The sequence below is a fragment of the Oceanobacter antarcticus genome (assembly GCF_044962685.1).
In the GTDB taxonomy this organism is placed as follows: Bacteria; Pseudomonadota; Gammaproteobacteria; order Pseudomonadales; family Oceanobacteraceae; genus Oceanobacter; species Oceanobacter antarcticus.
In genome coordinates this window covers 26,097-40,171 of the sequence record NZ_JBBKTX010000019.1, presented here as the reverse complement: position 1 = coordinate 40,171, position 14,075 = coordinate 26,097, and the positions used below count along the sequence as shown (strand labels likewise).

Sequence of the window (14,075 nt, the reverse complement as noted above, 5' to 3'; positions counted from 1 at the left end):
CTTGAAGGAACCATTGAAAGAACAATCGGGAAGATTTCCCTATCCCGTTCACCTAGTGCCAAAGCAGTCGTTATCAGCAACGGTCGAGGAACAGCCAGCAGACATGCCGCCGTTCAGAATATCAGCATCTGATAATAACAATAAGGCTGAGGCTGATGGCATTTCTTAATTTTCTATCTAACGGTCGTTCCGTATGGGCTGTCTTTGGCAGCCTGACGGGGTGCCTGATACCCTTGGCCGCCTGGTCAGAGGTCAGTCAGGTTGCGGACGAAATCGTTGTCATAGCGCCAACCCCTGTGATGGGTACCGGTGTGCGGGAAAACCAACTGGTCAGCCCGGTACAAAGTTTGGGCAGTGATGACCTGGAGCGTATTCAGGCGCAAAATATTGCCGAACATATGCGTTATCAACTGGGTTCGGTAAGCATTAACGAAGCAGTCAGCAATCCCTATCAGCCGGATGTACAATATCGCGGTTTTACCGCGTCACCGCTGTTGGGTTTGCCTCAGGGGGTGTCTGTCTATCTCAATGGCGTGCGTTTTAATGAGCCTTTTGGGGATACGGTGAATTGGGATTTACTCCCGACCGATGCGGTCAACCACATGACTTTGTATTCCGGCTCTAATCCGCTGTTTGGTCAGAATACGCTGGGCGGCTCAATTGCGATGGCGGTGAAAAATGGTTTTAACAGCCAGGGTAATGAGCTGGAATTTGGGGCTGGTCAGTTTGGCTACCGGCAGGCTCAGTTCCAGAGCGGTGGCAATGGCCAGCTGGGTAATCAAGACGTTGGCTATTACGTATTACTCAATCGTGAAGAAGAAGATGGCTGGCGTGATGCCTCTGGCAGCGATATTCGCCAGGCCATGTCGGTACTGAGCTGGCGCTCGCTGAACAGCTCGTTGAATCTGACAGTCTTGCTGGATGACAACGAAATGATCGGTAATGGTGCTGTGCCCCAGGCATTGATGGATATCGAAGGCCGCAGCGCTATTTATACCAATCCGGATATCACTCGCAACCGACTGAATTATTTTGCCCTGGATGGTGATCACTGGTTCTCGGATACCTTGCAGCTGGCCGGTAATATTTATCTGCGCCGCAACCTCACCACCACGGTAAATGGTGACGACTCGGATTACGAAGAATGCTTGCTTAATGGTGCTGACACCCTGTGTGAAGAAGACGAAGCCGGTGGCGACGAAGAGCCAGTCACCTTTGTGGGTTACGATGACGATGACACGCTGGAAGCGATAGCCGCCGAGCTGGGGCTGGATATTGATGCCGACGACGTCGACGGTACTCTGAACACCTCCCGCACCGAACAAAGCAGTCAGGGCTTCAGTCTGCAGTTGGCGTCTTCTGTACCAGTCGCCGGGCGGGACAACCTGTTTACCACTGGTGTGACACTGGATCAGGCTGATATTCACTTTCGCTCACGTACCGGCTTTGCCATTCTCAATAACGATGAGCCGGGGGATGCCCGAGACGTCACAGCCATTGGCCTTTACGACAGTGAGTCTGAAGTCAGCCTGCAAACCGATACCCAGACCATGGGCGTGTTTTTTAGCAACACGTTGGCTGTGGATGATCAGCTCAGTGTGACGGTTGGCGCCCGATACAATCATGTCCATATCAAGATGCAGGATCAGTTGGAATCCGGGCCGGGATCGCTGGATGGCGACCACACCTTTGCCCGGCTTAATCCGATGCTGGGGCTGGCCTATCTGTTCGACAGCGGTCTGAACTTGTACGCCAGTTACAGTGAGGCGTCGCGAGCACCCAGTCCGGCAGAACTCAGCTGTGCAGACGAAAATGACCCTTGCAAGTTACCAAACGGTTTTGTGTCTGATCCTCCGCTTGAACAGGTGGTTACCCGCTCTGTGGAAGCGGGTCTGAAAGGCACCGCAACCGAACATATGCGTTGGACGGCGGGCCTGTTCCGCGCTACCAGTCATGACGATATTCTGTTTCAGCAAGCCGGAGGCTTGCCGTCGGAAGGGTATTTTGCCAATGTGGGTAAAACCCGTCGTTTGGGGGCCGAGTTGGGTATGGCAGGCCACTGGAGCGATGTTCAGGTTGCCGTTTCTTACACCTGGATGCGAGCCACCTTTGAAACGCCGTTTGTATCGTTCAGCCCCAACAATCCACGGGGTTCTGATCGTCAGGTGGAAGCCGGTGATCGTATTCCCGGCTTGCCGCAGCACAACCTGAAAATGGCGGCCGACTGGAACCTGTTGCCACAAGTGTCAGTGGGTGGCGATATTCAATATCGCAGCAGCCAGTACTTCCGTGGTGATGAGGCCAATGAAAATGAGCAATTGGCTGGTTATGCCCTGGTGAATGTCCGGGCCAGTTACGCGCCAACCGCCGCCATTGAAATCTATGGTCGCGTCGTTAATGTATTCGATCGCGAATACGAAACCTTTGGTGTTTATGGTGAATCGGATGAAGTGCTGGATGAAGCCTATCCCGGCTTTGAAGAAGACAGCTTTGTTGGCCCTGGTGCACCACGAACCTTCAAGGCCGGTATCAAAATCGGCTTCTGATCACCCGATGCGATGGCCATTACGGCCATTGCCCCAGGGAACAACCGGGGCACTTGTATGAACGTCATGACTCAAATTCTGCTGATGGTCAACAGCACCTTTGTATTGGCGTTGGTTGTCAGTCTGGCAACCTTGCTGGTGCAAGGGAGAGAGGATGTTCTACGCGAGCAACAGGCGATGAAACCAGTGGTTGAGGCGCTGATCCAATCCGGCCAGGCACAGCAAATACTGGCGCTGGTGGGCAGTAGTCTGCGCCATGTGCAGGTTGCTGGAAATGCTGTCGAACGCCCGGTTGAAGAATCTGTACCCGCCTGGTTTGAATCCTTGTTTGACCATCCCGGACGTGGCTATCAGCTAGCCCTGACCGACAGCAATGGCAAAAAAGTGGTGCTGATTTCCGATGATCGCGATGAAATTGAAGAGGTCTGGCATTCGTCCAGCTGGTTGTTCTGGTTGTTTTGTGGCTGTGCCCTGATTTCCAACCTGGCCATTTATCTGGGAGTGCGTGCAGGATTGCGGCCGTTGGCGGATGTTCTGGCGGCCTTTGATCAGGTACAGCAGGGGCATCTGCATGCCCGCCTGGGCCGTTACAGCCTGCGTGAAGCGAATGATCTGGCGTCGCATTTTAACGAAATGACCGAATCACTGGAGAGCGCCCGTAATGAAAACCGTTTTCTTACCCGCACGTTGATGGAAATTCAGGAGCAGGAACGTTCGGCGCTGGCGCGGGAATTACATGATGATCTTGGTCAGCAACTGACGGGTGTTCGGGTACATTCCTGTGTGCTGCCTTTTCAGCTGAATAAACCGGAACAGTTGCTGGAAACCAGTGAACGTATTCTGCTCGGGTGTGATGCCATTAATATGGGGTTTCGCCGCATCATCAATAATCTATATCCGGTGGTGCTGGAACGACTGGGCTTGCAAGCGGCGGTGGAAGAACTGTTGCGCAGTACCGGGCAAACTACCGGTCTTCAATGTGTCTTGTCTGGAGATCACTGGCCTGGCTGGAGCGAGGATGATGCGTCCCAGGTCTATCGGCTGATGCAGGAAGCCGTGAATAATGCCGTTCGGCATGCGGAGGCTACAGAAGTCCGGATTTCTCTGACCACCGACGGTCAGCAACAAGTGACACTGCAGGTGCAAGATAATGGCAGTGCGTCGTCAGATGCCATTGCTGGGTTTGGCATGCGTTCCATGGCTGAGCGAGCGCGGCTATTGGGCGGTACCTTGACGGTAGATTTTAGTCCGCAAGGGACACGGGTCACCGCCGAACTTCCTTACCCTGAAGGGGAAGAGTGATGGCACTGACGATTTTGCTGGCAGATGATCATGCCGTGGTACGACAGGGTTACGGTTCTCTGTTGGCGGCGATGATTGATGACGTGCAGCTGATTGAAGCCGGATCGGGAACGGATGCCGCCTTGCTGTTTTTCCAGCATGCTCCCGACATTCTGATACTTGATGTGAATATGGCTGATCTGTCGGGTATTGAAGTGTGTCGGCAGTTGATTGGTGTCAAGCCGGACGCCCGGATTCTGATGTTCAGCATGTACGAAGAAGCTACGGTTATTCGTGCGGCGCTGAACGCCGGGGCGTTGGGCTATTTGTCCAAATCGAGTCCACCGGCGGTAATGCTGAAGGCGGTGAATCGGGTCGTTGCTGGACAGTCATTTCTAGAGTCGAGGTTTGAATCGTTGTTGGCCGTTGGCGACGTGCCCAAGGGCCGCCCGTTGACGGCAGCAGCCAGGTACGGCGCTACGGTCATCGATCCACTGGCGATTCTGGCAGCGCGAGAGCGCGAAATTGCCGAACGTCTGCTGGAAGGCAAAAGCAATCAGGCCATCGCCGAGGAGTTGGGGATCCGTGCCAAAACCGTCGCCAATCGGGCCACGGTTATCCGACAGAAATTTGGCGTCAGCAGTACAGCAGAACTGATGCGTAAGCTGTTGGGCTGACGGGCCGGACACTGGTTTGCCCGGATCTGTCTATCTGCCCAGTGTTTCCCGGCGCTACTGGCCAGGCGCAGTCGTCATCATGAAGAGACGGATCCATCCTGATACAACATGGCCGCTGCCACATCATCCCGTATCGGCTTGCCGCATAACAATTCCACCAGCGTCAGCGCAAAAGGCAAGGCCGTTGCCGGGCCACGGCTGGTGATCAGATTGCCATCGACCACCACATCATCGGTGTTGTTGATGAAGGCACCGGATTGTGCCAGTAAGGGGCCAAAGCCGGGGTAACCGGTCATGACTCGGCCTGCGGTTACACCGGCGGCACCCAATACCACTGCCGGAGCGGCACAGATGGCGGCGACCCATTTGCCGGCCCGGTCTTGCTGCTGTAGTCGATGCAGTAGTCCCAGCGATGTCGCCAGGTTAGCGGCACCGGGCATACCACCAGGAACGGCAATCAGATCAAACGGGTGATTAATGGCCAGTTTGCCGAGCAGGCAGTCAGCCTCAATCACGGTCGAGCGAGCACAGCGGACGCTGCGCTCCGGGCCTGTGGAGGCCAGTGTGACGTTTATACCCGCCCGCCGCAGTACGTTAACCAGGGTGATGGCTTCCAGTTCTTCGCTGCCATTGGCAATGGGAATCAGGGCATTCATGGCAGTGTTGTCCTCAACATTTGGGCGTAAAGCGCGCAGTGTGAGAGTTATGCCGCCAAATGTCATGGATTGTTGTTGGAATTCGAGCGTTTTTTCTGCGCCGGGTTATTTTGCCACTTTGCGATAACGACGTTGATGCTTCTGCCTAGCATGGCTGTATTCACTGAATAACGAGGGATACATCATGAGCGAGACCTGTTGCGCATCCAATCCGACCACGGCATCTGCCACCATTACAACCCCGGTTCATCCACTGGATCCCCTGACATTGGAAGAACTGGCGCTGGCGGCGGCGATCCTGAAGGAAACGCAGCAGTTGGGTGATAGCTGTCGTTTTCCGTATCTGCAGTTGGAAGAACCACCAAAAGCTGAAGTACTGGCTTTTAAAGCGGATCAGCCATTTTCCCGTCGTGCCTTTGCCACCGTGCTGGATAAAAGTAACGGCGCTATGTTCGAAGCCATGATCGACCTGGTGGCGAAGGAGGTGACGGACTGGCAGCAGCTTGATCCTGACGTGACCGGACAAGCACCTATTATGGTGGAAGAGTTTTTTACCTGCGTCGATATCGTCCAGCATGACGCTGGCTGGCGTGCTGCGGTCAAGCGTCGTGGATTGACCGATGCCGACATCGAAAACATCCAGATCGATCCCTGGTCGTTTGGCTACTTTGGTGATGATCCCAAGTACAAGGGCAAACGGCTGATGCGCGGCGTTGCTTTTTATCGCGATAAATTTACCGATAACGGCTATGCCCATCCGATTGAAGGGCTGGTGGCTATTATCGACCTGAACGAAGGCAAGGTTATCGAGCTGCTCGACGACGGTCGGGATACCCCGATTCCAAAAACCAAGCGTAACTACGATACCCCGTCGCTGGGGGAGCCACGTTCCGATGTTAAACCATTACACATTGTGCAGCCGGAAGGGGTGAGTTTCAGCGTCGACGGCTGGAAAGTCAGCTGGCAAAACTGGCAGTTCCGGGTTGGTTTTACACCACGGGAAGGCTTGGTACTGAATCAGCTCGGCTACAACGACAAGGGCCAAGTCCGGCCAATTATCTATCGCGCCAGCGTCACCGATATGGCAGTGCCGTATTCGGATACGGCGCTGAACCATTACTGGAAATGCGCCTTTGATGGCGGTGAATACGGTCTTGGCCGTTTGGCTAATCAGCTGGAGTTAGGCTGCGATTGTCTCGGCGCGATTCATTATTTTGATATTCCGGCGGTGGATGACAAGGGCGAACCCTTCACCATGAAGAACGCCGTGTGTATGCACGAAGAAGATTACGGCACGCTGTGGAAGCACTACGAATTCCGTACGGACGTCTTTGAGGTACGCCGCTCCCGTCGTCTGGTGATCAGCTTTTTCTGTACCGTCGGCAACTATGATTATGGGTTTTACTGGTATCTGTATCAGGATGGCACCATTGAAATGGAGACCAAACTGACCGGTATTATCCAGACCGCCGGTATGGTGCCAGGTACCAAACCTGAGTGTGGTGGCGGTATTGTCACACCGGAAATATATGGCCCGTCGCACCAGCACTTCTTCAATGCCCGCTTGCATATGATGCTGGATGGCGAGCAAAACTCGGTACTGGAAACCAACTTCAGTCCCAAACCAACCGGAGAAGGTAATCCCTGGGGGAATGCGTTTAATACCGAAGTCACCACGTTGGCCTCAGAGCAGCAAGCGGCTCGGGAAGCGAACGGCCAAAGCGGGCGTTTCTGGAAAGTCATCAACCCCAACAAAACCAACGCGGTTGGCAATCATCCCGGTTACAAGCTGATGGCAGAACACAATCCGGTGATGCTGGCGCAGGCCGATAGCTATATTGGCCAACGTGCCGGGTTTGCTGCCAATCATGTCTGGGTAACGCCTTATGATCCGGCTGAACGTTATGGCACGGGTAACTATCCGAATCAGAACAAGGGCGACGGTTTGCCGCTGTATACCCAGCAAGACCGGAATGTCGAAAATACCGATCTTGTGTTGTGGCACACCTATGGTCACACCCATATCTGCAAGCCGGAAGATTTCCCGGTGATGCCGGTGGAATACGTCGGCTTCAAACTCAAACCCAATAATTTCTTTGACGCCAATCCGGCCATGGATCTGCCCGCCGGTAAGGATCATCGCAGTGTGGGCGTGGGTGATGGTGTTAGTGATGAAAGCAGCGATTGCTGCGGTAGCTGAAAGAGTACGAGCACGTAGTGGATGTTGTTGACGTAGCACGTCGTTGAAAGCATCAGCTAACGGCCAGACGCCCGTTAGCTGATGCAGCAAGCCAAGTGGAGAAAGCCATGTTTGCACTGAACAGCCTGTTCTGGCTTGAAATCCTGTTGATTCTGCTGGTTGTCGCGTTTGTGGCTCGACGGTCTGGTAGCTGGAAACGGCCACTCTTCTGGTTGGCCGCATTGTTGTTTCTGGTGGCAATGAATCCCTGGCTGGATACGCTGGCGCGTCATTCAATCTGGCTGCACAGCTGGCAGAGTGTGGTTGTCCATCATCTGGTGCCGATACTCTGGTTGGCGGCTTTTATGGAGGCCAGTATCCCAGCGGGCAGCCATACCCGTGACAGTAACAGTCAGGGGGATGGGCAATGGCAGTCACTGCTGTTCTGGTTCGGATTGGGCATAGCCGGTGTCTTGGCCTGGGGCGGCATGCTGCCCGTTCTGCATCAACCCTTGATGGACAGCCCGCTGTTTTATGCCATGAGTAAATGGACAATGGCATTGGGTGGCTTGTGGCTGTGTTCAAGTCCACAGCGGGTGCAACAACATTCTCATACGGTCTGTCTGGTGATGCTGTTGCCGCTGGTAGGGCTGGGGCTGGCTATGTTGCTGAGTCCATTGCTGTACCGTATGACAACCGCAGTAACGGAATATCCGGGGGGAAGTCTTGTCGTGGAGCTGCTGCCGTTGTCGTTACCGGGCATCGTTGATCAGTGGTTGGGGGGTGCCATTTTGTTGAGCGGGGCGCTCAGTTACTGGTTGATGAACCGAATGCTGCAGCGTCCCAGCGTGCAGGCGTCGCCAGTTGAAGCTGCGGATGGGGTGCGTCAGAGCCTGCGTTGCCTGCGTCCTGATCGGGTATCACTCGGGGTTTCACCAAACAGACGACGATATTCCTGACCAAAATAACCGCCATGATAAAAACCGTAGTTGGCGGCGACTGAGCCAATCGGCAAGTCGCTGGACAACAGCTCCCGCCGGGCGGCGTTCAATTTGACGGCTCTCAGGTACTGTGCCGGAGAGCAACCTGCGACCCGTTCAAAACTGTAGTTAAGCGTTCGTCGAGGTACGTTCAGCGCTTTGCAGATATCCAGTACGCTGTCGTCTGCGCCCTGCTCCGACAACACATACTCATGACAGCTGCGTACCAGATAGTGGTGGTGGTTACCCAATGGCCGCATCGCGGGTTTGCTTTTTTGCGCTGGAGTAAACAGATCCAGCGTCATGTCGATCAACTGGTGCTGAATTGCTTGCTCCAGAGCCGCTCGCCGGATGGCTTTGCGCTCTTCAACCTGCATCAGTTCGGCGCTGTCCGGAAAAGCAAAATGGCAGTCGTCTGTGCCAGATTGCAGTTTGAGCAGCTGATTTAACAGCGTTTCTGCCTGGTTTTGTAATTCGGTCAGACGTTGGGTGTTGACCGGTACTTCGTAACTACGCTGGGCCGACAGCAGCTCGCTCATATCATCCTCGGTCAGCAACGTGCTCAGTTGCTGCTGATCGAGCGAGATGACGATGTAATCGGTATTGGCCGGGCCAACAAAAAAGAAATCATTCTGGTAGGGCAGCAAGGTAACGCCATGACTGGCGACGCAGCGTGCCTGATCCGAGGTTTTGTTACCATCGAGCGAGATTGGAATCAGCACGCTGATTTTCCCTTCCGGGGTACGAGTATGCTGGGCAACCGACAGGTTCATGGTCTCCCTGAACAGCCGTACAGACGGTAACTGAACATCTTGTAAACGACCGTGAAAATGCCCGGGTACAACCTGATCGTATTGTTGCGGCCAGGCTGAAAGCGAGTGGGCGAAGGAATTTACTTCGTCGCAGACGGTGTTTTCAATATGGAGCAGGGCGCTTGTCATGCAGAAGCCACACTGGTTGAGAGGTATCTGATCTGGGCAGCAAGAGCTGCGCCATAATTTACCATCACTTAATAACACCCGTCTGTCAGCAACAGAGGATGATTGCTGCCCTGAATCGGCGCTATCAGGCGAAGTAATCCGGGCTATGGGTCGCCTTTTCCGGCCTGTGGCGAAGATCGTCAGGGGAAACTGCGAGGCAGGGAGAGCGGAGTTCTCTCTGAGTCAGCATGCCAGTTGTCGTGGACAGGTATCTGGCGGCACTCTGCGGGCCTTCGTTTGCACTTTAATGTTACGGAAATATTATCTTGCACTGTCCGGGGGCGCTGTCAGGTTTACAGCTCGCAAGTGTGACGTTAGAGTACTCCGCCTGAATTTTGTGATTGCATGTGGCCTGTCGTAGGGGCCACCACTGACCAAGGAAATACTATGCCTGTTATTACCCTCCCCGATGGTTCTCAACGCTCGTTCGAGCAACCGGTAACCCTGATGCAAGTGGCCGAAGATATTGGCCCTGGCCTGGCAAAAGCTACCGTCTGTGGCCGTATCAACGGCACGTTGGTGGATGCCTGCGAACTGATTACCGACGATGCTGATATTACGTTGATTACCGGTCGGGATGCGGAAGGCCTGGAAGTGATCCGTCACTCCTTTGCCCACCTGGTTGGCCACGCGGTCAAGCAGTTGTACCCAACCGCCAAAATGGCTATCGGCCCGGTGATCGACAACGGTTTTTATTACGACATCGACTATGAGCGTCCATTTACACCGGAAGACGTTGCTGCCATCGAAAAGCGTATCAAGGAACTGGTCAAGCAAGATTATCCGGTGATCAAGGAAATAACGCCGATAGAACAGGCCCGTCAGGTGTTTGTGGATCGTGGCGAAGAGTACAAGGTTGAGCTTGTAGATGGCCTGATCGAAAAGGGCGAAACCGCTGTTGGTCTGTATCACCATGAAGAATATATCGACATGTGTATTGGCCCCCACGTGCCGAACACTCGTGTGATGCGTATTTTCAAGCTGCAGCGTGTTTCCGGTGCCTACTGGCGCGGTGACTCCAACAACAAGCAGTTACAGCGTATTTACGGCACCGCCTGGAACGACAAGAAAGAGATGAAAGAATATCTCACACGTCTGGAAGAAGCGGAAAAGCGTGATCACCGCAAACTGGCCAAGCAACTGGATTTGTTCCATCTGCAGGAAGAAGCGCCGGGCATGGTGTTCTGGCACCCGAATGGTTGGACCATTTACCAGGTACTGGAACAGTACATGCGCAAGGTGCAGAACGACGCTGGTTACCTTGAAATCAAGACGCCACAAGTGGTGGATCGTACCCTGTGGGAAAAATCCGGTCACTGGGAACATTACAAGGACGCCATGTTCACTACGGAGTCAGAGAAGCGCTCTTACGCCGTCAAGCCGATGAACTGCCCATGTCATATTCAGGTGTTTAACCAGGGTCTGAAGAGCTACCGCGACCTGCCACTGCGTCTGGCCGAGTTTGGTTCCTGTCACCGTAACGAGCCGTCGGGTGCACTGCATGGCATTATGCGTGTACGTGGTTTTACCCAGGACGATGCACATATTTTTGTCACCGAAAGCCAGATTCGTCAGGAAGCGGCCGACTTCATCAAGTTGACACTGGATGTGTACAAGGACTTTGGTTTCGATGTTGTCGAAATGAAGCTGTCGACGCGTCCGGAAGGCCGTATCGGTGATGAAATCTTGTGGGATCAGGCTGAAGCCGCGCTGGAAGACGCACTGAACGAAGCCGGTCTGGATTGGGAACTGCAGCCCGGCGAAGGTGCCTTCTACGGCCCGAAAATCGAATTCTCGCTACGCGATTGCATTGGCCGGGTATGGCAGTGTGGCACCATTCAGCTCGACTTCATGTTGCCAGAGCGTCTGGGTGCACAGTATGTGGACGAAGACAACGAGCGCAAAACCCCAGTGATGTTACACCGGGCCATTCTTGGCTCATTTGAACGTTTTGTCGGAATCCTGATTGAACATTACGCGGGCGCAATGCCGCCTTGGCTGGCACCGCAGCAGGTGGCAGTACTGAATATTACCGATAATCAGGGTGAATATTGTCAGAATTTGGCAAAAACACTCAAATCCAGGGGGTATCGGGCGAATGCGGACTTGAGAAACGAGAAGATCGGCTTTAAAATCCGCGAGCACACTTTGCACAAGGTACCTTACCTGCTTGTGGTAGGGGATAAAGAAGTTGAAGCAAACACCGTAGCTGTGCGCACTCGTAAGGGAGATGATCTAGGCGTAATGACTATTGACGCGTTCCAAGCCCTCCTCGATAGTGCTATTTCCCAGCGCGGGCGGTTTGGAATGGAGAACTGAATATCAGACGCGACAATAGAAGAGGCGGCCGCAACGACGATCGGGCTGCCGTTAACGATCAGATCCGTGCAACCGAAGTCCGGCTGATCGGCGCCGATGGAAATCAGGTCGGGGTAGTTAGCATCCAGGAAGCCCTGCAAATAGCGGAAGAATCCGAACTGGATCTGGTACAGATCTCAGACGGTGACCCGATTGTTTGTAAGGTTATGGACTTTGGCAAGAAGCTTTACGAAGAGAAAAAGCAGAAAGCCGAAGCCAAGAAAAAGCAGCACCAGGTTCAGATCAAGGAAATGAAATTCCGCCCTGGTACTGAAGAAGGGGATTACCAGATCAAACTGCGTAACCTCAAGCGCTTCCTGGAAGGCGGTGACAAGGCGAAAGTCTCCCTGCGCTTCCGTGGCCGTGAAATGGCCCACCAGAATATCGGTATGGAGCTGATGAGACGTGTCGAGGCTGATCTGGCTGAGATGGGTGTTGTTGAGCAACATCCCAAGATGGAAGGTCGCCAGATGGTGATGGTGATCGCACCAGGCAAGAAGAAGTAGTCCGGTTCTTCAAACGAAATCCAGAAACCCCGGCTAACGCAGGGGTTTCTGTTTTTCTGCCGACTACTGAACAGATCCCGTCCGTGCCTTGAGGCCAGAGCGGGTGTAACGGCAGGTGTAGTACAGGGTCTTAGTTTCTGTGCGCACCACTACTATTGGAGTACCCAAATGCCTAAAATCAAAACTAAGCGCGCAGCAGCCAAGCGTTTTAAAAAGACTGCCAACGGTTTCAAACACCGCAATGCGTTCCGTAGCCACATCCTGACCAAAAAAAGCACCAAGCGTAAGCGTCATCTGCGTGGCATGAATCAGGTTAATGCCTCAGATAAAAAGCTTGTTATCCGCATGTTGCCTAACCTTTAAGTCCAGGAGATAGAATATGGCTCGCGTAAAACGTGGTGTAGTCGCTCGTCGTCGTCACAAAAAAATTCTGAAGCTGGCTAAAGGTTATTATGGTGCACGTTCACGTGTATTCCGTGTTGCCAAGCAAGCCGTGATCAAAGCCGGTCAGTATGCATACCGTGACCGTCGTCAAAGGAAGCGTCAGTTCCGTCAACTGTGGATTGCCCGTATCAATGCGGGTGCCCGTCAAAACGGATTGTCTTACAGCAAATTCATCAATGGCCTGAAAAAAGCTTCTGTTGAAATTGACCGTAAGGTACTGGCGGATCTGGCAGTAAACGAGAAAGCAGCATTTGCGGCTCTGGTTGAAAAAGCCAAAGTCAGCCTGTAATTTCTCTGGCTTGCCTTGCCAGCCGAATTTATCTGGTTGGCAGCTGCAACGCCAAAATCAGCTTCTTGCGGTGAGATCTATCACTGTCTGAAGCAACGGAAATAGGGGATGAGCCAAGGCGATTCCCCTATTTTTTTGTCCAAATTCAAGACAACGATGGAATCAGCGATGGAAAACCTTGAGGCCCTGACTCAGCAAGCCCTGGCCGCTGTATCCGACGCGCAGGATGTGGCCGCGCTGGATCAGGTTCGAGTTCAGTTTCTGGGTAAAAAAGGGGAAATCACTTCCCTGATGAAAAATCTGGGTAATGTATCTCCAGAAGAGCGTCCCAAAATCGGTGCAGTGATTAACGAAGCCAAGAACCAGGTTCAGGACGCCATCAACCGCCGCAAACAGGCGTTGGAATCGGCTGCGCTGGAAGCACGGTTGGCGGCAGAAAAAGTCGACGTTACCTTGCCCGGTCGAGCGCTGCAGGAAGGTAGTTTGCATCCTGTTACCCGTACCCTGGAGCGTATAGAAACCTTCTTTCGTAATGCCGGTTACCAGGTTGAAGAAGGCCCGGAAATTGAAGACGACTTTCATAACTTCGAAGCACTGAACATTCCATCGCATCACCCGGCGCGGGCCATGCACGACACCTTTTATTTTGATGCGACGACCTTGCTGCGTACCCATACATCGCCGGTACAAGTTCGTACCATGGAATCCCGCCAGCCTCCAGTGCGTATTATTTGCCCTGGCCGGGTATACCGTTGCGACTACGATCAGACCCACTCACCGATGTTCCATCAGGTGGAAGGTTTATTGGTCGACAAGGGCATCAGCTTTGCTGACCTGAAGGGTACGATTCAACAGTTTTTGAGCGTGTTTTTCGAAAAAGAACTGGTGGTTCGTCTGCGGCCTTCCTATTTCCCGTTCACTGAGCCATCTGCCGAAATTGACATCGAGTGGGTGATGGAAACGCCTGAAGGCACCAAGCGTCGCTGGCTCGAAGTTGGTGGTTGCGGCATGGTGCACCCGAACGTGTTCAAGCATGTGGGGATCGACCCGGATGAGTACACCGGTTTTGCCTTCGGTATGGGAGTAGAGCGTCTGGCGATGTTGCGTTATGGCGTCAACGACCTGCGGTTGTTCTTCGAGAACGATCTGCGTTTCCTGCAGCAATTCCGTTAATTCAGG

The 14,075-nt window shown here is 53.5% G+C and carries 12 protein-coding genes; 10 read left to right on the top strand and 2 right to left on the bottom strand.

Features of this window, described 5'->3' with window-relative positions:
* The first annotated feature begins 155 nt into the window (after positions 1–155).
* Genes WG929_RS15000 through WG929_RS14990 form a run of 3 tightly spaced genes read left to right on the top strand, consistent with a single transcriptional unit; the run spans position 156 to position 4,504 of the window.
* Positions 156–2,546 carry a TonB-dependent receptor gene (locus WG929_RS15000; RefSeq protein WP_416206716.1) on the top strand — a complete coding sequence of 797 codons (2,391 nt, stop codon included), beginning with the start codon at positions 156–158 and terminating at the stop codon, positions 2,544–2,546.
* 57 nt (positions 2,547–2,603) lie between these two features.
* Positions 2,604–3,848, top strand: a complete 1,245-nt coding sequence (locus WG929_RS14995) for a sensor histidine kinase (protein WP_416206715.1) — start codon at positions 2,604–2,606, stop codon at positions 3,846–3,848.
* On the top strand, positions 3,848–4,504 hold the full coding sequence (locus WG929_RS14990; protein ID WP_416206714.1) for a response regulator: 657 nt from the start codon (positions 3,848–3,850) through the stop codon (positions 4,502–4,504). Before WG929_RS14995 ends, WG929_RS14990 begins: the two co-directional genes overlap by 1 nt.
* A 77-nt stretch (positions 4,505–4,581) precedes the next feature.
* On the opposite strand, the gene WG929_RS14985 is transcribed toward WG929_RS14990, so the two are convergent.
* A complete protein-coding gene (locus WG929_RS14985; RefSeq protein ID WP_416206713.1) occupies positions 4,582–5,160 on the bottom strand; it encodes a DJ-1 family glyoxalase III in 579 nt (192 codons plus the stop codon).
* A 184-nt stretch (positions 5,161–5,344) separates the two neighbouring features.
* Between WG929_RS14985 and WG929_RS14980 the strand changes: the two genes are divergently transcribed.
* Together WG929_RS14980 and WG929_RS14975 are read left to right on the top strand one after the other, a co-directional pair.
* A complete protein-coding gene (locus WG929_RS14980) occupies positions 5,345–7,360 on the top strand; it encodes a primary-amine oxidase (RefSeq protein ID WP_416206712.1) in 2,016 nt (671 codons plus the stop codon).
* A gap of 107 nt (positions 7,361–7,467) precedes the next feature.
* Positions 7,468–8,298 carry a hypothetical protein gene (locus WG929_RS14975; RefSeq protein ID WP_416206711.1) on the top strand — a complete coding sequence of 277 codons (831 nt, stop codon included), beginning with the start codon at positions 7,468–7,470 and terminating at the stop codon, positions 8,296–8,298.
* On the opposite strand, the gene WG929_RS14970 is transcribed toward WG929_RS14975, so the two are convergent.
* Entirely contained in the window at positions 8,226–9,260 is a 1,035-nt protein-coding gene (locus WG929_RS14970; protein WP_369857661.1) for a helix-turn-helix domain-containing protein, read from the bottom strand. The two genes, WG929_RS14975 and WG929_RS14970, sit on opposite strands and share 73 nt — an antisense overlap.
* Positions 9,261–9,686: 426 nt before the next feature.
* On the opposite strand from WG929_RS14970, the gene thrS reads away from it, so the two are divergent.
* The 5 genes from thrS (at position 9,687) to pheS (ending at position 14,069) form a co-directional block, all read left to right on the top strand.
* Complete coding sequence (gene thrS / locus WG929_RS14965; protein WP_416206710.1) at positions 9,687–11,618, top strand: threonine--tRNA ligase; 1,932 nt, start codon at positions 9,687–9,689, stop codon at positions 11,616–11,618.
* Positions 11,615–12,163, top strand: a complete 549-nt coding sequence (gene infC, locus WG929_RS14960) for a translation initiation factor IF-3 (RefSeq protein WP_435873321.1) — start codon at positions 11,615–11,617, stop codon at positions 12,161–12,163. The genes thrS and infC overlap by 4 nt, the downstream gene beginning before the upstream one ends.
* A 168-nt stretch (positions 12,164–12,331) precedes the next feature.
* Entirely contained in the window at positions 12,332–12,526 is a 195-nt protein-coding gene (rpmI, locus tag WG929_RS14955; RefSeq protein WP_303433719.1) for a 50S ribosomal protein L35, read from the top strand.
* 16 nt (positions 12,527–12,542) lie between these two features.
* Positions 12,543–12,896, top strand: a complete 354-nt coding sequence (gene rplT / locus WG929_RS14950; RefSeq protein ID WP_303433717.1) for a 50S ribosomal protein L20 — start codon at positions 12,543–12,545, stop codon at positions 12,894–12,896.
* Between the two features lie 168 nt (positions 12,897–13,064).
* Positions 13,065–14,069, top strand: coding sequence for a phenylalanine--tRNA ligase subunit alpha (gene pheS / locus WG929_RS14945; RefSeq protein ID WP_416206709.1), 1,005 nt, complete (start codon positions 13,065–13,067; stop codon positions 14,067–14,069).
* Positions 14,070–14,075: the final 6 nt, after the last annotated feature.

Coding starts and splice junctions, on each gene's coding strand:
- WG929_RS14995 (WP_416206715.1), top strand. CDS start 2,604: ATGAACGTCATGACTCAAATTCTGCTGATGGTCAACAGCACCTTTGTA.
- WG929_RS14975 (WP_416206711.1), top strand. CDS start 7,468: ATGTTTGCACTGAACAGCCTGTTCTGGCTTGAAATCCTGTTGATTCTG.
- thrS (WP_416206710.1), top strand. CDS start 9,687: ATGCCTGTTATTACCCTCCCCGATGGTTCTCAACGCTCGTTCGAGCAA.
- WG929_RS14990 (WP_416206714.1), top strand. CDS start 3,848: ATGGCACTGACGATTTTGCTGGCAGATGATCATGCCGTGGTACGACAG.
- WG929_RS15000 (WP_416206716.1), top strand. CDS start 156: ATGGCATTTCTTAATTTTCTATCTAACGGTCGTTCCGTATGGGCTGTC.
- pheS (WP_416206709.1), top strand. CDS start 13,065: ATGGAAAACCTTGAGGCCCTGACTCAGCAAGCCCTGGCCGCTGTATCC.
- WG929_RS14980 (WP_416206712.1), top strand. CDS start 5,345: ATGAGCGAGACCTGTTGCGCATCCAATCCGACCACGGCATCTGCCACC.
- rpmI (WP_303433719.1), top strand. CDS start 12,332: ATGCCTAAAATCAAAACTAAGCGCGCAGCAGCCAAGCGTTTTAAAAAG.
- WG929_RS14985 (WP_416206713.1), bottom strand. CDS start 5,160: ATGAATGCCCTGATTCCCATTGCCAATGGCAGCGAAGAACTGGAAGCC.
- rplT (WP_303433717.1), top strand. CDS start 12,543: ATGGCTCGCGTAAAACGTGGTGTAGTCGCTCGTCGTCGTCACAAAAAA.
- WG929_RS14970 (WP_369857661.1), bottom strand. CDS start 9,260: ATGACAAGCGCCCTGCTCCATATTGAAAACACCGTCTGCGACGAAGTA.